This is a genomic window from Corynebacterium camporealensis (assembly GCF_000980815.1).
In the GTDB taxonomy this organism is placed as follows: domain Bacteria; phylum Actinomycetota; class Actinomycetes; order Mycobacteriales; family Mycobacteriaceae; genus Corynebacterium; species Corynebacterium camporealense.
The window spans coordinates 100,788-118,345 of the sequence record NZ_CP011311.1 but is presented as its reverse complement, the minus strand read 5'-3'; the positions used below and the strand labels follow the sequence as shown (position 1 = coordinate 118,345).

Here is a 17,558-nt window from a genome sequence, read left to right as displayed (position 1 = left end):
GGGACTGCATCTGCAGGTAGCGCAACGCCTGACAGCTTACCCGAGTGCCCTTCCAAGCTAGAAAACGGTAGGTACGGTGGAAGGGCATGAGAGCTATTCAACAAATTGACACTGACGATCCCCGTTCCCTCGAGCTTGGTGACGTAGACAAGCCGGAGCTTTCTTCTGGTGAGGTACTCATCAAAATTCATGCTGCTGGTGTGAACCGCGCAGACCTTCTGCAGGCACGCGGTGCGTATCCGCCGCCACCAGGTGCTTCCGAGATCATTGGTCTGGAGTGCACCGGCACCATCGAGGATGCTGGCGATACTGACTACCAGGTTGGCGACAAGGTTGGCGCGCTGCTATCCGGTGGTGCTTATGCCGAGTACGTTGCTGTGCCGGCAGGCCAGCTTCTGCCCATCCCGGAGGGCTACTCCCTGACTGAGGCAGCATCCGTTATTGAGGTTGCCTGCACTGTCTGGTCCAACCTGGTCATGGAGGCTGGTCTCCACGAGGGACAGACCGTACTGATTCACGGTGGTGCTGGTGGTATCGGCACGTTTGCTATTCAGGTCGCTAAGGCGCTCGGCGCCAAGGTGGCGGTTACTGCTGGCTCCGAAGAGAAGTTGGAGACCTGCCGTAAGTACGGTGCGGATATCCTCATCAACTACCGCGAGCAAGACTTCGCAGAAGAGTTGAAGAACAGCTGCGATGTGCTTCTCGACATCATTGGTGCGAAGTACCTCAAGCAGAACCTCAAGGCGCTGGCGAAGGATGGCCACATGGTCATCATCGGTATGCAAGGCGGTACCAAGGCTGAGATTAACCTCGGTGTGCTGACCTCCAAGCGTCTGACCGTGCAGGGTACGACGCTGCGTTCACGTAGCCCGGAGGCCAAGGCAGAAATCGTCGCCGATACCGTCAAGCACGTGTGGCCATGGCTGGAGGACGGGACCGTCAAGCACCACCTGCACGGCACGTACCCACTGGCAGAAGCTGCCAAGGCACACGAAGCACTGGATTCCGGTGAAGTCACCGGCACTTTGGTGTTAACTGTCGCTGAGGAGTCTTAAGCCAGCGATGCCACGACGCGAACCAAGTGTTCAATGTCGTGGTAGGTGTTAAACGGTCCTAAGGCAACGGTGACGGCGCCGCCGATTTCGTCGACGCCCATCTCGGTAAGCAGTGGGGTCGACGGAGCCAGGGTGGTCACCAAGCCATTGTCAAAGAGACGCTGGTGCACAGTGGCTGCTGGTACACCGTTGACGGCGAAGGTCAGGCGTGGGATGCGATCCTCGGATGCGCCTGCGGCTGCTTCGCCGGTCACGCCGATGATGTGTACCGCAGTCAGCGTGTCCAAGTAGAAGTACAGGTCGCGTGCTAGCTCATCCATGTAGGTCTGCGTGGACTCCATGGAGCGGTGCAGACGGACACGCCGAGAGCCGCGGTCACCGCCAGCTAAGGAAGCAAGGTGGTCGGCTAGTGGGCCCACGCCGCCGGCCAAACCACAGGAGACGGGAGTCTCAATCTTTTGTGCGGTGTGTTCAGAATTAACCGGGCTTAAGGCATCGAGGCGACGGAACATCGCGGTATCGCGGAAGACCAAGGCTGCCATCTGCGGCCCGCCGAGTTGGCTGAGATCCAGGCCTAAGATGTCGGCGCCGAGGTCGCCGAACTCGATAGGCCGGTACGGCGCGAGCGCGGTGACGTCCAGCAGGGTCCAGGCGCGGGAGCGGCTGCGAACTTTCTCGATGATCTCCTTCGTCGGGGTGACGGTGCCCAAAAGTTCATGGGCGGCGGAGAAAGAGACGAGGCGGGTGGAGCCATCGACAAGCTCTGCGTACTGGAACGCAGGCAGCTCACCGGTGCCCAAATCAGGTTGAGCCCAGCGGACCTCAGCATCAACCTCAGTAAAGGCCGAGTAGAGCGCTGGAGGATCCAGCTTGGACAGCACCACCGAAGAATTACGGCGCACCAGCGGGCCCAAGGCGCGGGCCAGCGACTGGTAGAGCACCGGCAGGGAGGGGCCCAAGACCACGGTGTCAGCCTTAGCGCCGCAGATATCGGCCACAGCCCGGCGCGCGGACTCGAAGGCCAAATCGCCTTCCAGCAGGCCCGGACGCAACTGTGCGGAGTGCGCGCCGGCGGAAGCCTCCTGGACTGCCACGGCGGTCGACATGCGGAAGGAACGTGCAACACCGGCACTCACGCGCTCAGCAACTTGCGGTGCCGCGTGCGCATTCAGGTAGGTCCACCCGCCTTCAGTCAGCCCCGTGTAGAGGCCACGTACGGCAGCTACGTCATACGCAGCAGGCAACCCTTGCGGCATGCTTTTTCGTCCTTCCCAACCTGAAGTTCTCTAGCCAAATAGCCAATCGCTTTCCTACTCTATACGTGTTCATACACTGATACCCAAATCTTAATTTTCCCTGGATAATCGCACTTTATCCCTATAGTTTTCTCTCAGAGTGAGCAGCGGCGCACAGGGGGCGGCGGCGTGCCTTTCAGGGATTTCTGGCTTGCGCGCTAAGGTGTTGTGCGTGCAAGAGAACAACTCACTGCAGGCAGATATCGCCCGCATGACCTCCGCGCCTGAGGAGGGCGAGACCCCGGCATCGAAGTCGATGACCATCGGGGCAGCGTTCCGTGACCTCATCCAGGGCGCAAAGCAGCGCGAGCTGTGGTTCATGCTGGGCCTTCAAGACATCAAGCAACGCTATCGTCGTTCGGTGCTCGGTCCGCTGTGGATCACCATTGCTACCGGTGTCATGGCGCTGGCCCTGGGCTTGTTGTACTCGATGCTGTTCCAGATCCCCGTCGCGGAGTTCTTGCCGCACGTCACGGTGGGTCTGATTATGTGGAACTTCATCTCTGGTGCAATTAAGGATGGCTCGACCATCTTCATCGAGAATGAAGGCCTAATTAAGCAGCTACCTGCAGCTTTGTCAGTACACGTGTATCGCCTGGTGTGGCGGCAGACTCTGTTTTTGGCCCACAACATGGTCATCTGGGTGCTGCTGATTCTCATCTTCCCGCGCAACCTGGGCTGGGAGTTCTTCCTGTTCATCCCAGGATTGTTCTTGCTGATTATTAACGGTGTGTGGGTCACGATGTTCTTTGGCATCGTCGCTACCCGCTTCCGCGATGTTGCTCCGCTGCTAGAAGCACTGACTCAGCTGCTGTTCTACGTCACCCCGATTGTGTGGATGACCAAGACTCTGCACGAGCAGGGCGGCGCTGTCTCTGAGCGAGCTCGCCTGGCAGAGATCAATCCGCTCTACCACTATCTGGAAGTTGTCCGCGCGCCCATGATTGGTGAGCCGGTAGCAACCTACCACTGGTGGATCGTGATTGCTTGTACCGTCGTCGGCGTTCTCATCACCCTGCTGGCTATGCGCAAGTGGCGCTTCCGTGTGAGCTACTGGGTCTAAGGGGGATTACTCATGGTTTCTATCGATACGTATAACGCCTGTGTGGACTTCCCTATCTTCGATGCGAAGTCGCGTTCGCTGAAGAAGGCTGTGCTGTCGTCGGCTGGCGGTGCCATTGGCAAGACGGACAACAACACCGTCGTGGTGGAAGCACTCAAAGACATCAACCTGCACTTGCGCGAAGGCGACCGTGTGGGCCTAGTCGGCCACAACGGTGCTGGTAAGTCGACGCTGCTGCGCCTGCTGTCCGGTATTTATGAGCCCACTCGTGGTTCCTCGGAAGTACACGGTCGTGTGGCACCGGTCTTCGACCTCGGCGTGGGCATGGACCCGGAGGTCTCCGGCTACGACAACATCATCATCCGCGGTCTCTTCTTGGGCCAGACCATCAAGCAGATGAAAAACAAGATGGATGAGATCGCTGAGTTTTCCGAACTCGGTGACTACCTGGCCATGCCGCTGCGTACCTATTCGACTGGTATGCGCGTGCGTCTCGCCCTTGGCGTTGTGACCTCTATTGAGCCGGAAATTCTGCTACTCGACGAAGGCATTGGCGCCGTGGACGCCGCGTTTATGGCTAAGGCCCGCGTGCGCCTGCAAGAACTGGTGAAGCGCTCCGGCATCCTGGTCTTCGCTTCCCACTCCAATGACTTCCTGGCCCAGCTGTGTAACACCGCGCTGTGGATTGACCACGGCCAGATTCGCTCCGTCGGCGAAGTCGCTGACGTCGTCGGTGAATACGAAGGCCCTGAGGTGGGCCATCACGTGCGCGAGCTGCGCAAGCACTTCGAAGCCGAAGACAACACTGGCAGCTCTGAGCCGGAGGCTTAAATTTCGTCGGCGCCCAGGAGGGCGCGCAGTTCGGGCGTGCAGCCGGTGACCGTGGTTGTGATTCTGGACTTGTAATTCTCTTTGCGCAGCACTGCTTCTTTAAGCGGTCCTTCGACACCATTCGGCCCAAAGGCCGCGGTGTTGGTGCTGTCTATGGTCTGGTAGCCGAGTTTCTCCGACACCCGTGCTGAGGCGGCGTTCTCGGGGTGCCAGGCGCTATGCAGTGTCGTGGTGTGTAGGTGGTCGAAGCAGAAATCAGCGATAGCTTCCCGCATGAGCGTGCCGTAGCCGCAGCCTTGGTAGTCGTAGTAAATCCATGAGCCGGTGCTGACCTGACGAGTGGTGGCGAAGTTGCTGGCGCGGCAATCGACCACACCGATGATGGTCTCTTGTTCTTCTTTGGCCTCTTGTTCTTGGTGCTTGATGGCCACGACGAAGTCTAAGGACCACTCTTGAGGACTGGCGTCGATGCGGTGCTGCCAGCGGAAGCGGGCGGAGTTGAGCGGGTCGGCATCGTAAAGCCAGGGGAACGCATAGGGCGGAATGCCAGGGCCGTAGATGTCGTGCGGGGTGGCACCGTTGAGGGCGGCGATGTCGTCGTCACGCATGATTCTTAGACGAAGTTCTTGATATTGGTCGTTGTCATGGTGATTGTTGTCGCGATATGCGACAACCTCCAGGCCGAATGGGGGCCACAGCTGGCTTAGGGTGGGGTGCTCTGTGTGGAAGTCCATGTCCAAAGCCTAATCCGGATGGGTGAATGGCAGAATAGTCACCATGACTGTCACCCCTCTGCAAAGCAGCGGAACTACTGCCGCGGTAATCGTTACCCACCAGCGCGTGGAGTTGCTGCGTGCCTCATTAGAGCAGGTTGTGAACCAAACTCATCCCGTCCAATGGGTGATTGTGGTCGATAACGGCGCCGAAGATGCCGTGCGTGAGCTAGTGGAAGAACTCGCCGGTGAGCGTGCCGTGTATGTCCCGTCCCGGACGAACCTGGGTGGTGCAGGTGGCTTTGCACTCGGCTTTTTGTACGCGCTGTCTTTGGGCGCGGATGCCATTTGGTGTGCTGATGATGATGGTCGTCCGGCTGATTCCGCGGTGCTGGCAGAGCTCTACCGGGTAGCCGAGAAGCACGGTCTGGATGAGGTCTCACCTGCGGTGTGCAACATCGATGAGCCAGCGCGCTTGGCGTTTCCGCTACGCCAGGGATTGGTGTGGCGTCGCTACATGAGTGAGCTGGAAGGTGACTTCCTGCCCGGTATTGCTTCGTTATTTAATGGTGCGCTGATTTCGGCCACCGCGATGGAAGTAATCGGTGTGCCCGATTATCGCCTGTTCATCCGTGGTGACGAGGTGGAATACCACCGTCGTATTGTCAATGCTGGTCTGAACTTCGGCACGGCACTGACCACGAGCTATCTGCACCCGGATGGCTCGGATGAGTTCAAGCCAATTCTGGGCGGCAAGATGCATACCCAGTACCCGGATGGCGAATTCAAGCGCTTCTTTACCTACCGCAATCGCGGCTACCTGCTGTGGCAGCGCGGCATGCGCAAGCTGCTACCGCAGGAGTTTGCGCGCTTTGGCTGGTTCTTCATCGTCCAGCAGCACGACCCGAAAGGGTTCTTGGAGTGGCTGCGCCTGCACAACCGAGGCCGGAAGGAAGATTTCCGTAGGCCGAATTAGTTCTTGAGGGTTTAGCCCTTAGGCGGGCTCGCCTTGGTCGATGATTTTTGTCTTCTTCTTGCCCTTTTTGCGGAAGATGATCCAGCGTTGCACCAGGAAGTTAGCCACGGTGGCAGTGCCTTGGGCGATGATGAAGGCCAGCACCAGTGAGATGTTGGAATCCCAGCCCCAACGGTCGTCGAAGAAGTCGAAGAGCCGGTTGTACATCAGCATGTTCACCGCGAAGGTGACGCCATAAATTAGGGCAACGGCGGCGAAGCGTCGTTTGGATGCTTGGGCGTGGAAGGTCCAGCGGCGGTTGAGCAAGTACGCCACGGTGGTGCCGACGATGAAGCCGGCGGCGCGGGCACCGTTTTTGTCCAGGATGCCCAGTCCCAGCTGCATGATCCAGGTGATAGAGACATCCACGATCGCCGAGATGACACCAGTAATGGCGAATTTGGTGCTTTGAGCGCGTAAGGAATCAGAACGCGACAGGCGTCCGGCGGCGTCGTTGAACTTAGGGCTCATAGATTCCTTTGTGGATGTGCTGGCTGGTTTGAGTTCTTACTTGGCTTTGAAGATGAACAGGCGCTGGATGACGAAGTTAGTGATGGTGGCAACGCCTTGGGCGATGACGAAGGCGACGGTGTCTTTCCAGCCGCCTTCCAGGCCTAAGGCGATCAGGGGGTTGTTGAGCAGCCAGTACAAGACGTTCTGCACAAAGAAGGTCGTGGCATAGAGTATGCCGACGGTGACGGCGGTACGGCCGTCGACTTTGGCGCCGAAGGTCCAGCGCGCGTTGGCCAGGTAGGCCGCGATGGTGCCGAAGACCCAGCCGACAGCCTTGGCCGCAGAGCGGTGGAGGCCGAAGTAGGTCAGCAGCATGGTGATGCTGTAATCCAGTGCTGCGGTGAATACGCCCACGGCAATAAACCGTGACATCTGCGTTTTCAGCGAGGAGGAGCGCACCTCAACATCGTTATGGGTATTAGTCACGGCTCAATAGACTACCCGCGTAACAGCGCGCGGTAAATGTCGAGGCGATCGACAGGTGCCAAAGGCGAGGTGCCATAGGCGCCGATCTCCTCTAAAACGGCAAGAGAATCCTTGCAGAGTGTGCGGATGCCATCGCCGGTCAGGTCCTTGCCGTCATCGTCGACCCAGCCGAGTGCGGACATGGTGGTTTTAATAACCGAGTCGGTCATTTCCGCACCGCCCATGCACGCTAAGCCTAAGGCCATGGACCAGAAGGCGTCTTCGCCTTCGGCGGTGGTTTCTTTAGGAAGGGTCTTGAGCTTCTGTACTACGTCGGGTGCGAGCCGGACGACGCGTTGGAAGTCCATTGCTTGCAGCAGCGGCACGAAGTCGAAGAGTTGGGAGCGCTCAATCAGCCGACGTGCGGGGCGGGTGACTTGGGATAAGACTTCGTCGATGGTGTCTTGGCCGGTCAGTTCGGCGTTGACGGCGGTGATGTCGAAGTGCTCAAAGAGGCGTCCGGCGCCGCCGACGCACAGGGCACGCGGGGTGCCGGCGTCGCGGGGATAGATTTCTTCGACAACGAGTTGGAAGTCCCACAGGCCCCAGACGAAGTCGATCTGGTCGCCTTCTTTCCACAGGAACTCCGAGACCTGGTGTTTCGGGTCGATGCGGGCGCCGCGGGCGGCGCGATGTTCATAGAAGTGCCAGGGGGAATCTTCGTCCGGGAAGCCAAAGCAGGTGGCAATGACGTTGTGGAGCTCATCGAAGGTCAGTGCATCGGAGAAACCGATCTGACGCAGGACCTCCGCATCGGAGCGCACGTTGGCCACCTGGCAGATGATGGTGAGTGGTTCCCTCGTCAAGGTGATCGGGGCATTCTCACGGCGGGCTCGCGCCCTGCCTATGTCTGTCACCCCTGCGTTCATGGGTTCCACCCTACGCATGTTTGACCAACTAGGCCGTGGCGTGGCGGCGGGCCTCAGCTTCGGAGAGCCAGAAAATAAGGGTTGCGCCGAGCGCGCCGAGTAAGGTCCACGGCTTCGGGAAACCTTCCTTGCGCATGCGTTCTGCCAGCTTGGCAGCGAGCCTTCTACCGACCAGCAGGCCCAGGATGACAGCAAGCACGGTGCCGATGGCCACGGCCCACTGCTGTGGTTCGTTCTCAGCGGTTTGCTCGATGACGGCTTCGTCGTCAACTTCGTCCTCGTCTTGGGCATTGGTGATAGCGACCAGGGCACCGAAAGCGGCGAAAGAAAGACCATAGGTCACGCGCAGGGTCGTCGGACTTTTGATCCAGTCCGGGTAGGACAACATCACGCCCAGGGCGGCAGCTTGAGTGATGCGGCCTTCGAGCGTGTCGTCCAAGGCGTAGTTATCTTGCTTGTTTGTCATAGATCCCACTCTAAGCGGCGCTAAGATCTCCTGCATGTACTCCTCTAAGAACGAGCACCTCACCCCGGCCCAGCAGGCAGCCCAAGATGACCGCAGCGACGATGACCTGCGCACCGGCCACTTCATGGCCACCGAGCACACCTCTGCCCCACTGGATGGGTTCATGACCCGCCTAATGGCCCAGGAGCTGCCGATTCTGGATTCTGCTTCGCGCAATAGGGTTTATGAGATTTTGCGCGAGTACGACGGCCCGGAAATCACCAGCCAGGAAGAGCTGCCAGACGAAATCCGCGACATTATGGATTTGTATTAGTCCCGGCGTACCTGCAGCAACTGCTGAGGAATCAGCGCTGCGTTGGCTGTGGGCGGAGTTGTCGGCGGTGCTGGAGTCTGAGTAGTTCCTGGGTGTTGACAAACTCACGGTCGTGCTTGCGCGGGTACAGCCGTGGCGGCGGTAGGCTGAAGGATCGAACTATCCGTCGAGCAAAGAAATCTGAGATGGAATTACACACCACTGAAAAATCCCTGCACGGCTGGGGCCGTACTGCCCCCTCGACTGCGCACGTGCTGGCCACCGAGGACGTTGAGGTCATCAAGAAGGCCGTCAGCCAGGTGGCTGAAGACAACGCGGATAAGCCCTCGCACCTGCGCCGCGGCGTGATTGCCCGCGGCATGGGCCGTTCCTACGGTGACCCGGCACAAAATGGTGGCGGTTTGGTCATCGATATGCAGCCGCTAAACAAGATCCACTCCATTGACCCAGAATCCGCTGTGGTCGATGTGGATGGCGGTGTCACCCTGGACCAGCTGATGAAGGCGGCACTCCCCTATGGTCTGTGGGTTCCGGTGCTGCCGGGTACTCGCCAGGTCACCATTGGTGGTGCCATTGGTCCGGATATTCACGGCAAGAATCACCACTCCGCAGGCTCTTTCGGTGACCATGTGGTCTCCATGGAGCTGCTGGTTGCCGATGGCCGCGTGCTCCACCTCGAGCCAGAAGGCTCTGACGATGACCCATCCGGCGACCTGTTCTGGGCCACCGTGGGCGGCATGGGTCTAACCGGCATCATCCTGCGTGCCAAGATCCGCATGACCAAGACGGAGACCGCCTACTTCATTGCGGATACCGATCGCACGGACAACCTGGACGAGACCATTGCATTCCACTCCGATGGCTCGGAGCACAACTACACCTACTCTTCTGCCTGGTTCGATGTGATTTCCCCGGAGCCGAAGCTGGGCCGCTCGACGATTTCCCGCGGTAGCTTGGCCACCCTGGACCAGCTCGAGGAACTGGCACCGAAGCTGGCGAAGGACCCGTTGAAGTTCAACGCCCCGCAGCTGATGACCGTGCCGGATATCTTCCCGTCCTGGACCATGAACAAGCTGACCTTATCCGCTATCGGTGAGGCCTACTACATGATGGGCGCCCCGGCGCGTAACCAGGTCAAGAACTTGACGCAGTTCTACCAGCCGCTCGACCTGATTGGTGAGTGGAACCGCGGCTATGGCTCCAAGGGCTTTTTGCAGTATCAGTTCGTGGTTCCGACTGAAGCGGTTGAGCCTTTCAAGCAGATCATCCGCGATATGCAGGCTTCCGGTCACTACTCCGCGCTGAACGTGTTCAAGCTCTTCGGTGAGGGCAACCGTGCACCGCTGTCCTATCCGATGCCGGGTTGGAATGTCTGCGTGGACTTCCCGATCCGCCCGGGTCTGGGCGCTTTCCTGGATGACCTGGACCGCCGCGTGATGGAATTCGGTGGCCGCCTGTACCTGGCTAAGGAATCGCGTACTTCTGCAGAAAACTTCCACCAGATGTACCCGGGCCTGGAAGGCTGGCTGCAGACCCGCAATGAGATCGACCCCACCGGCGTCTTTGCTTCCGATATGTCGCGTCGCCTGGAGCTGCGCTAATAGCGCAGTCGAATTTTTCAACTTTTTAGAAAGGTAGAACATGCTTAATGCAGTAGGCCAGGCACAGCACATCTTGCTCCTGGGCGGTACCTCAGAAATTGGTCTAGGCATCGTAGAAGAGTTCTTGCATCGCGGTCCGGCCAAGGTCACCTTGGCATCGCGTGCATCCTCGCCGCGTATCGATGCCGCACGTGAGAAGCTCGCGGCTGCGGGCGCCGACGTTGAGGTACTGGACTTTGATGCTTTTGAGTTCGATAAGCACCCAGAGCTCATCGACAAGGTCTGGGAGCGCGGCGATGTCGACATTGCCGTCGTTGCCTTTGGCACCTTAGGTGACCAGGAAGAACTCTGGCAGGACCAGGCCAAGGCTGTAGCTTCGGCACAGACCAACTACACCGCACCGGTCTCCGTTGGTGTGCTGCTGGGTCAGCGTTTCCGCCAGCAAGGCCACGGCACCATCGTCGCGCTGTCCTCTGTCGCGGGTATGCGCGTGCGCCGTTCCAACTTCGTTTACGGCGCGTCCAAGGCCGGTGTCGATGGTTTCTTCGTCAACCTGAACGAAGCCCTGCGCGATTCTGGTGCCCACGTGCTCGTCGTACGCCCGGGCCAGGTCCGCACCAAGATGTCTGCCGATGCCGGCGAGGCACCGCTGACCGTGGACGTCAAGGATGTCGCTGAGGCAACCGTTTCCGCTGTGCTGGAAGGCAAGGACAATATCTTTGTTCATCCGCTCTTCCGTTATGTGTCGCTGGCCTTTAAGTTCATTCCGCAGGCCATCTTCCGCAAGCTGCCCTTCTAGGCGCGCCTGTTATCAACGGCGCGTGCAGTTATGCGAAACTAAAGGGCATGACTAGCACCGCATATCAGTCGCCGATCCGCGCAGACCTCACCACCGAATACAAGGTGGACCGGCTTCCGCGCACACAAGCTCTGCTCGGTATCGGCGCAGCCGCCCTCGGGGGCGGCTTTATTACTGTGCTGGGCTGGTTGGTCTTCCGCAGCGTCGACCTGCCTGCCTTTAGTACCTCCCTGGTCACCCGTGCCCTCGCCACCTTGGGCATCGTGCTGACCATGCTGGTCGTCGGCGTGCTGGCTATTTTCTGGCTGCGCGATTCTTATCCCGATGCTAAACCGCGCCCGAAGTGGCGTACCTGGCTGACCTACGCCTTTACCTATATGTCCCCGGCGCTGTTGGTGCTGGCCTCGGTGGGCATTCCACTGTCAGCTACGCGTTTGTGGCTCGATGGCATCCAGGTCGACCAGACCTTCCGCACGCAATTTCTCACTCGCACGACGGAGTCGGCGAGCTATGCGGATATGAACTACGAGGGCATGCCGACCTTCTACCCGCTGGGCTGGTTCTGGCTAGGCGGTCGCATGGCCAACCTGCTGGGTGTTCCCGGCTGGGAGGGCTATCAGCCCTGGGCGCTGGTATCCATCGCGGTGGCCGGCTGTATTCTCGTGCCCCTGTGGCAGCACCTGACTGGTTCCCTGCCGGTGGCCACGGCCATTGCGCTGACCACCACCGCGGTCACGCTCACCCTGGCTGCCGAAGAGCCCTACTCCGCCGTCATCGCCATGGGCGTGCCTGCCATTGCGGTGCTGTGTGCCCATGCCTTTACGGGCTCCCGCTTTGCGATGCTGGGCATCACGCTCTACCTCGGCATTTCCGCCACCTTCTACACGCTGTTTACTGGCGCGGTATCGCTGCTGGTGGTCAGCCTCATCGCGATTGTGATGGCCCTTTTCGATCGCGACTGGCGCCCGGTGTTGCGCCTGGTCATCGTCGGTGTGGGCTCGCTGGCCATTGCCGCGATTGCGTGGGCCCCTTACCTCATTGAAGCAATCCGCCACCACGCGCCGCTACAGTCAGTGGCCCAGCACTTCCTGCCGAAGGAAGGCACCCAGCTGCCCGTACCTTTCTTGTCAGTGTCGGTTATCGGCCTGCTGTGCCTAATTGGCCTGATTTACCTGGTGCTGCGCTGGCAGGACGGCGAAGTCCGCGCGCTGGGCTTTTCGGTCTTCGGCATCTACATCTGGATTGTCACCTCCATGGCGATGACCCTGGCCGGTACTACCCTGCTGGGCTTCCGCTTGGAGGTCATCGTGGTGCTCCAGCTGGCCACCGCAGGTATTTTGGCGCTGGCTGAGCTGCGCCTAGTGGGCATCGAAAAGCTCTACCCAGACCGCTTCAGCAACCGATTGAACAAGCAGATCACCGTCGTGTTGGTCATGGTGCTCTCTCTGGGCGGTATCTACTACGCGCAGCAGATTCCGGCAGCCAATGAAGAGGCCATCGACCACGCTTATATGGATACCGATGGCTACGGCGAGCGCGGCGACCGCTACACCAGCGATTCCTCCCGCGATTACCTGGACATCCGCGCAGCTATCGATGCCGCCGGTTACGAGCCGACCGAGACCACCGTGCTCACCGATGAGCACCTATTCATGGCGTACAACCCTTACTGGGGCTTTAACGCGTTTACCTCGCACTACGCCAACCCGCTGGGTGAGTTCACCACCCGCAACGAACAGATTCGCACCTGGGCTGCCGATTCGTGGGAGCAAACCCCAGAAGAGTTCAGCGAGGCACTTGATTCCACCCAGTGGAATGGCCCGGACGTTCTGCTCTTCCGCGGCGATGTGGAAGACCCGGGCGATGGCTTCAAGCTTCACCTCGCCGAGGACATCTACCCGAATCACCCGAACGTGCGCTACACCGCCGTGTTCTTCAACCCGGAGGTCTTCGAGGAAGGCTTCACCCTGGAGCAAGTTGGGCCATTCGTGCTTGCTATTCGCGATAAATAACACTTTCGACTCCCGCCCGGCCGGTGAGTGCCGGGAATGCGGGCAGGTACCGTAAACTATTCGCGTGTCAATTAGCGTTCCTGTCCGAAATCGAGAGTCCCAGCCCCGCATAGCCACCAGTCCGAAGTGGCTGCGCCTAGCGGCCATCATCACTGGTCTGTTGGGCTTTGTGTGTTTTGTGGCGACCCCGCTGCTGCCGGTTAATCAGACCCAGTCGTCGTTTAGCTGGCCGCAGGATGACTCACTGCAATCCATTAATGCCCCGCTGATTTCCGTCGCGCCGGAGAAACTGGACGTCAACATCCCGGTCTCGGCTGTCGACGATCTGCGCGAGGGCCAGGACCTGCTCTACGGCTCCATTCCACCTGAGTCCAAGGAAGCCTCCAACCGCGGCATGTTCGTCCGCGCCGGTGAGGACGGGCTGTCCGTATCCTCCCTGGATGAGGTGCTGCTGAGCTTAAGCCCGGAAGAGGTCGACGAGCTCGAGCCCGACGATGTCCTGCGCTTCCACTCCGACGGCGACGAAACCACCGTCGAGGTCGGCAGCTTTAGCGAAGAATCCGACGACGATCTCCGCCCGCAGGTCACCGGTGTTTACACCGAGCTCGACGAGGGCGCAGATGCCCAAGCGCTTGTCGATGCCGGCCTCAGCGTCGACGTCGAAGTCAACTCCCGCTTTACCTCGGAACCGACCGTGCTGAAGTCCATGGTGATGATTCTCGGTCTCATCATGATGCTGGCCAGCTTGTTCTGCCTGTGGCGCATGGACCGCCTCGACGGACAAAAGCCCGGCTTTATGCCAGCCACCTGGAAGCAGATTCGCCCGCTGGATGGCGTGGTCGCTGCCGTGCTGGGCTTTTGGTACATCTTCGGTGCGAACACCTCCGATGACGGCTTCATTTTCACCATGGGTCGGGTCTCTGAAAACGCGACCTACATGGCGAACTACTACCGCTGGTACGGCGTACCAGAGGCACCTTTCGGTTCGCCTTTCTACGACATCATTGCTTTCCTGGCCCAGATTTCGGCCTCCTCGGCCTTCGTGCGCCTGCCGTCGCTGATTGCAGGCATTCTCATCTGGTTCATCCTCTCGCGCGAGATTCTCCCGCGCTTTGGTGCCATCATCGATGAGCGCCGCGTGGCCCACTGGACTGCCGCGATGATGTTCCTGGCCTTCTGGCTGCCGTACAACAACGGCACCCGCCCAGAGCCCATCGTCGCGTTCGGCGTCATCTTTACCTGGGCCTCCTTTGAACGCTCCATCGCCACGCGCCGCTTGCTGCCTGCGGCCATCGGCACGCTGGCAGCCACGATCACCCTGGGCGCCGGCCCGACGGGCCTCTTCGCCGTCGGTGTCTTCCTGGTCTGCCTGCCGCGCCTGTTTGGTTTCTTCAACGAGCGCGTACCCGCCATGGGCGGCGGTGCCACCGGCTGGCTGACCATGGTCGCGCCTTTCCTGGCCGTCGGTACGGCCATTCTCACCTTGGCCTTTGGTGATCAGACCTTCGCCTCAGTCATGGAATCCACCCGCGTGCGCTCCACCGTGGGCCCATCGATGCCGTGGTATGAGGAATACGCTCGCTACTCCACCCTCTTCCAGGAGTCCGTGGATGGCTCGCTGACGCGTCGCTTTGCGATGTTCACCATGCTCTTCTGCCTGGTGCTCATCATCTACGCCTACCTGCGCGATCGCCGCATGCTGGGCACCAACCACGGCCCGACTCAGCGCATGCTGCTGTTCGTAGCCCTGTCGATGTTCTTCCTGCTGTTCACCCCGACCAAGTGGACCCACCACTTTGGTATCTACGCCGGTGTCGCAGGTGTCATCGCCGCACTCGGTGCGGTCGTGCTCTCGCAGTTGGCGCTGCGCTCCCCGCGTGCCCGCACCTTTGCCATTGCCTCCGTCGTCCTGCTCATGGCCTTCTCCCTGGCTGGCTGGAACGCTTGGTGGTACGTCTCCTCCTTCGGTATTCCGTGGTGGGATCGCACCGTCCAGTACAAGGGCATCGAAGCAGCCACCGTGGTTCTGGCCATTGGCCTGGTCCTGGTCGCCATCGGCGTCGTGCAGTCGCTGGTGCACAACTACCGCGCCCGCCGCGCTGCTGAGACCGACCACGCGGAAGACTTCCAGGAAGAAGAAGCCGCCCGCGTCTCCCGCTGGGCCGGCGTGGTTTCGGCACCGATTGCGGTGTCCTGTGCGCTCATCGTGGCGTTCTCGTGCGCGTCCTTCGCCAAGGGCTTTATCGAGCAGTCTGATTCCTACTCCGTCGGTAAGGGCAACTTGGCCACCCTGGCGGGTAACCGCTGCTCGCTTGCCGATGCCACCCTCATCGAAACCAACACCAACGACTCCTTCCTCGAGCCCGTCGAGGGCGAGCTGGGCGAATCTCTGATTAACCCAGAGGAGAACTTCAACGGCTTCGACCCGAACTTCATCCCGGAATCCATTGAGCCGGAGAACATGAACTCTGCATCGGTAGGCGCCATTGCGAATACCACTGGTGGTGGAGGCGGCAACGAAACCGCTGCTAGCCGCACCACCAACGACGGTGTGGAAAGCAACGAGCCTGCCCCGGATGCCGCTGCCGAGCAGACCGAGAACACCTCGGCCGGCGGTGTGCGTGAGACCCTCGGCGTCAACGGTTCCAACCGTCAGCTGCCTTTCAACCTGGACTACACCAAGGTCCCGGTCTTGGGCTCTGACTTCGAAGGCCAGCGCGGTACTTCCGAGGTCACCACGCAGTGGTACCACCTGCCGGAAGAGCGCGAGAACACCCCGGTGCTTGCCGTCTCTGCCGCCGGCGATATCTACCACCACGACGTCAATGGCGTCGAGCAGGATGGCCTGGAGCTGACCCTGGAGTACGGCACCCTCGGCGAGGACGGCGAGGTTTCCAACACCGGTGAAGCAGAGCTTTCCGATGTCGGCGCCACCCCACAGTGGCGCAACCTGCGCTACCCGCTCGATGAGCTACCAGACGACGCCAACGTCGTACGCCTCGTGGCCGTCGATGACTCCACCTTCGAAGACGACTGGCTGGCCTTTACCCCACCGCGTGTTCCGGAGCTGGATACCATCAACAACCAGTTCGATTCCGAAACCCCGGCTCTCCTGGACTGGTCTGTGGCACTACAGTTCCCGTGCCAGCGCACCTTCGACCACTTCGCTGGTGTGACCGAAATTCCGGAGTACCGCGTCCTGCCGGATGCCTCCGCGGAGTCCATGCTGACCACCTTCCAGTCCTTCGACGGTGGCGGTGCGATGTCCACGGCAGAAGCAGTGAACTACTCCTACGAGATCCCGAGCTACCTCAACAACGATTGGGCGCGCGACTGGGGCTCTATTGAAAAGTATGAGCTGCGCACCAACTCCCAGGGCGATGCCCCGGTTCCTGCCGACATCAACCACGAGGAAATCACCCGCAGCGGTTGGTGGAAGGAATCCGAGATGAAGATCCGCCCTGAGGACTGGCGCGAAAACCGCTAAACGCTGCGGAGATACTCCGCAGTAGCGCGAATGCGCTGGCGCGCCACCGCCGGGGTGGAAATCCGGTGGCGTGCCACATACTCCTCATAAGTCGCGGAGTCCGTCAACGTCACGGGCTCCGCGATTTCGTCTTCCGTAGCCGTCTGCACCAATGCATTCGAAAGCTCCCCCGGCACCTCATACCCCGCGCGCAATTCATCGGGAAGATTGGCCAACGCACCGAAGTCTGGGAAGGTGAGCACGTAGGCATCGGCAGGAACGAGCGCTGCCAGCGCCGCACCGGAGGAATAGCCCCACAGCGTCACCGACTTCGCGCCCTGGGCCTTGGCATAATCAACTGCCTGCTGCACCGCAGCGACCATATCCGCAACGGTGTGCTCCGGGGCGAGCGGATAATCCACATCGATAATCGTGGTTCCCGACAGTTGCGCTGCCGCGGCGACCTCCGGACGCCACTGCATCTCCAGCGCCTGCCCCGAACCGCGCCACCAGCCACCGGAGTGCAACGACACCGCCCACTTGCCAGTAGGCTCCGGCGGCACAAACACCTGGCCCGCCTCGGTATCGCGCACCTCAATCTGGTCGGTGTAGACCACTCCCGGAAGCGAATGATCCACCCCGCTACCAAGAACCAACATCGCGGCGTGCGTGATGCGATCGGGCAGCTTCGCACAGTAATTATCAGCCTCCGGCGACCCACCCCCTACCCACGGCGGCTGGAAATCCGGCAGCTCATAGTGCGCATCAATATAAGAGCCCAGCTGTTCCAGCTGCTCTTTCTCACTCATCTGCCGGTCGTGGCCACCGATGTACCACTCCTGGCCCTCCTCTAGCGGACGGGCATTATCCTCTACCGATTTGTTCTCATTAGACATGCCCTGAGAATACCCGCGTCATCTCTGCCGCTGCGGGCTCGCGCAGATACGCAACGGTCATGCACCCACCGCCCTGCTTCTTCCTGCGCTAGTCAGGCCAGCTCAGCCAACTTCGTCATGGACCCGCAGCTGTGCCATGTCTAAACCGACCTAGCTACGGAGTCAACTACTCAACATAAGCAATTG

Annotated in this window: 16 protein-coding genes; 9 read left to right on the top strand and 7 right to left on the bottom strand. The window is 60.2% G+C overall.

All coding sequences use genetic code 11. The features are described from left to right. Window positions 1-86 precede the first annotated feature (86 nt). On the top strand, window positions 87-1,055 hold the full coding sequence (locus tag UL81_RS00605) for an NAD(P)H-quinone oxidoreductase (RefSeq protein WP_035106023.1): 969 nt from the start codon (window positions 87-89) through the stop codon (window positions 1,053-1,055). On the opposite strand, the gene UL81_RS00600 is transcribed toward UL81_RS00605, so the two are convergent. Beyond that, window positions 1,052-2,311 (bottom strand): aminotransferase class V-fold PLP-dependent enzyme, encoded by a 1,260-nt coding sequence (locus UL81_RS00600; RefSeq protein WP_035106025.1) that lies wholly within the window; start codon window positions 2,309-2,311, stop codon window positions 1,052-1,054. The two genes, UL81_RS00605 and UL81_RS00600, sit on opposite strands and share 4 nt — an antisense overlap. A 250-nt stretch (window positions 2,312-2,561) precedes the next feature. Here UL81_RS00600 and wzm point away from each other — a divergent pair, with 250 nt between their 5' ends. Further along, window positions 2,562-3,413 carry a galactan export ABC transporter permease subunit Wzm/RfbD gene (wzm, locus tag UL81_RS00595; RefSeq protein ID WP_081961498.1) on the top strand — a complete coding sequence of 284 codons (852 nt, stop codon included), beginning with the start codon at window positions 2,562-2,564 and terminating at the stop codon, window positions 3,411-3,413. A 12-nt stretch (window positions 3,414-3,425) separates the two neighbouring features. Next, on the top strand, window positions 3,426-4,244 hold the full coding sequence (gene wzt, locus UL81_RS00590; protein WP_046453133.1) for a galactan export ABC transporter ATP-binding subunit Wzt/RfbE: 819 nt from the start codon (window positions 3,426-3,428) through the stop codon (window positions 4,242-4,244). On the opposite strand, the gene UL81_RS00585 is transcribed toward wzt, so the two are convergent. Continuing rightward, window positions 4,241-4,978, bottom strand: a complete 738-nt coding sequence (locus tag UL81_RS00585) for a GNAT family N-acetyltransferase (RefSeq protein ID WP_046453132.1) — start codon at window positions 4,976-4,978, stop codon at window positions 4,241-4,243. The two genes, wzt and UL81_RS00585, sit on opposite strands and share 4 nt — an antisense overlap. A 43-nt stretch (window positions 4,979-5,021) precedes the next feature. On the opposite strand from UL81_RS00585, the gene glfT1 reads away from it, so the two are divergent. Continuing rightward, on the top strand, window positions 5,022-5,933 hold the full coding sequence (gene glfT1, locus UL81_RS00580) for a galactofuranosyltransferase GlfT1 (protein WP_035106027.1): 912 nt from the start codon (window positions 5,022-5,024) through the stop codon (window positions 5,931-5,933). A gap of 18 nt (window positions 5,934-5,951) precedes the next feature. On the opposite strand, the gene UL81_RS00575 is transcribed toward glfT1, so the two are convergent. From UL81_RS00575 to UL81_RS00560, 4 genes are read right to left on the bottom strand one after another with little or no spacing between them, the layout of a single operon-like run. Next, on the bottom strand, window positions 5,952-6,443 hold the full coding sequence (locus UL81_RS00575; RefSeq protein WP_035106028.1) for a GtrA family protein: 492 nt from the start codon (window positions 6,441-6,443) through the stop codon (window positions 5,952-5,954). Between the two features lie 36 nt (window positions 6,444-6,479). Then, window positions 6,480-6,911, bottom strand: a complete 432-nt coding sequence (locus tag UL81_RS00570; protein ID WP_236684483.1) for a GtrA family protein — start codon at window positions 6,909-6,911, stop codon at window positions 6,480-6,482. An 11-nt stretch (window positions 6,912-6,922) separates the two neighbouring features. Beyond that, window positions 6,923-7,819, bottom strand: coding sequence for a hypothetical protein (locus tag UL81_RS00565; RefSeq protein WP_035106029.1), 897 nt, complete (start codon window positions 7,817-7,819; stop codon window positions 6,923-6,925). 28 nt (window positions 7,820-7,847) lie between these two features. Continuing rightward, entirely contained in the window at window positions 7,848-8,285 is a 438-nt protein-coding gene (locus tag UL81_RS00560; RefSeq protein WP_035106030.1) for a hypothetical protein, read from the bottom strand. A gap of 34 nt (window positions 8,286-8,319) precedes the next feature. Between UL81_RS00560 and UL81_RS00555 the strand changes: the two genes are divergently transcribed. The 5 genes from UL81_RS00555 (at window position 8,320) to UL81_RS00535 (ending at window position 16,497) form a co-directional block, all read left to right on the top strand. After that, window positions 8,320-8,598, top strand: coding sequence for a hypothetical protein (locus UL81_RS00555; protein ID WP_035106031.1), 279 nt, complete (start codon window positions 8,320-8,322; stop codon window positions 8,596-8,598). A 185-nt stretch (window positions 8,599-8,783) separates the two neighbouring features. After that, the gene (locus UL81_RS00550; protein WP_035106032.1) at window positions 8,784-10,199 is read left to right on the top strand and encodes an FAD-binding oxidoreductase; all 1,416 of its coding nucleotides are present in this window, start codon (window positions 8,784-8,786) and stop codon (window positions 10,197-10,199) included. 40 nt (window positions 10,200-10,239) lie between these two features. Further along, the gene (locus UL81_RS00545) at window positions 10,240-10,998 is read left to right on the top strand and encodes a decaprenylphospho-beta-D-erythro-pentofuranosid-2-ulose 2-reductase (RefSeq protein ID WP_035106033.1); all 759 of its coding nucleotides are present in this window, start codon (window positions 10,240-10,242) and stop codon (window positions 10,996-10,998) included. A 47-nt stretch (window positions 10,999-11,045) separates the two neighbouring features. Then, window positions 11,046-13,010 carry a galactan 5-O-arabinofuranosyltransferase gene (locus UL81_RS00540; protein ID WP_046453131.1) on the top strand — a complete coding sequence of 655 codons (1,965 nt, stop codon included), beginning with the start codon at window positions 11,046-11,048 and terminating at the stop codon, window positions 13,008-13,010. Window positions 13,011-13,080: 70 nt separating this feature from the next. After that, window positions 13,081-16,497 carry an arabinosyltransferase domain-containing protein gene (locus UL81_RS00535; RefSeq protein WP_082099234.1) on the top strand — a complete coding sequence of 1,139 codons (3,417 nt, stop codon included), beginning with the start codon at window positions 13,081-13,083 and terminating at the stop codon, window positions 16,495-16,497. On the opposite strand, the gene UL81_RS00530 is transcribed toward UL81_RS00535, so the two are convergent. Then, complete coding sequence (locus UL81_RS00530) at window positions 16,494-17,372, bottom strand: alpha/beta hydrolase (RefSeq protein ID WP_035106034.1); 879 nt, start codon at window positions 17,370-17,372, stop codon at window positions 16,494-16,496. The two genes, UL81_RS00535 and UL81_RS00530, sit on opposite strands and share 4 nt — an antisense overlap. Between the last annotated feature and the right edge of the window lie 186 nt (window positions 17,373-17,558).

Bases quoted from the DNA above. Each gene is read 5' to 3' on its own strand.
- UL81_RS00605 (WP_035106023.1), top strand. From the start codon at position 87: ATGAGAGCTATTCAACAAATTGACACTGACGATCCCCGTTCCCTCGAG.
- UL81_RS00600 (WP_035106025.1), bottom strand. From the start codon at position 2,311: ATGCCGCAAGGGTTGCCTGCTGCGTATGACGTAGCTGCCGTACGTGGC.
- wzm (WP_081961498.1), top strand. From the start codon at position 2,562: ATGACCTCCGCGCCTGAGGAGGGCGAGACCCCGGCATCGAAGTCGATG.
- wzt (WP_046453133.1), top strand. From the start codon at position 3,426: ATGGTTTCTATCGATACGTATAACGCCTGTGTGGACTTCCCTATCTTC.
- UL81_RS00585 (WP_046453132.1), bottom strand. From the start codon at position 4,978: ATGGACTTCCACACAGAGCACCCCACCCTAAGCCAGCTGTGGCCCCCA.
- glfT1 (WP_035106027.1), top strand. From the start codon at position 5,022: ATGACTGTCACCCCTCTGCAAAGCAGCGGAACTACTGCCGCGGTAATC.
- UL81_RS00575 (WP_035106028.1), bottom strand. From the start codon at position 6,443: ATGAGCCCTAAGTTCAACGACGCCGCCGGACGCCTGTCGCGTTCTGAT.
- UL81_RS00565 (WP_035106029.1), bottom strand. From the start codon at position 7,819: ATGAACGCAGGGGTGACAGACATAGGCAGGGCGCGAGCCCGCCGTGAG.
- UL81_RS00560 (WP_035106030.1), bottom strand. From the start codon at position 8,285: ATGACAAACAAGCAAGATAACTACGCCTTGGACGACACGCTCGAAGGC.
- UL81_RS00555 (WP_035106031.1), top strand. From the start codon at position 8,320: ATGTACTCCTCTAAGAACGAGCACCTCACCCCGGCCCAGCAGGCAGCC.
- UL81_RS00550 (WP_035106032.1), top strand. From the start codon at position 8,784: ATGGAATTACACACCACTGAAAAATCCCTGCACGGCTGGGGCCGTACT.
- UL81_RS00545 (WP_035106033.1), top strand. From the start codon at position 10,240: ATGCTTAATGCAGTAGGCCAGGCACAGCACATCTTGCTCCTGGGCGGT.
- UL81_RS00540 (WP_046453131.1), top strand. From the start codon at position 11,046: ATGACTAGCACCGCATATCAGTCGCCGATCCGCGCAGACCTCACCACC.
- UL81_RS00530 (WP_035106034.1), bottom strand. From the start codon at position 17,372: ATGTCTAATGAGAACAAATCGGTAGAGGATAATGCCCGTCCGCTAGAG.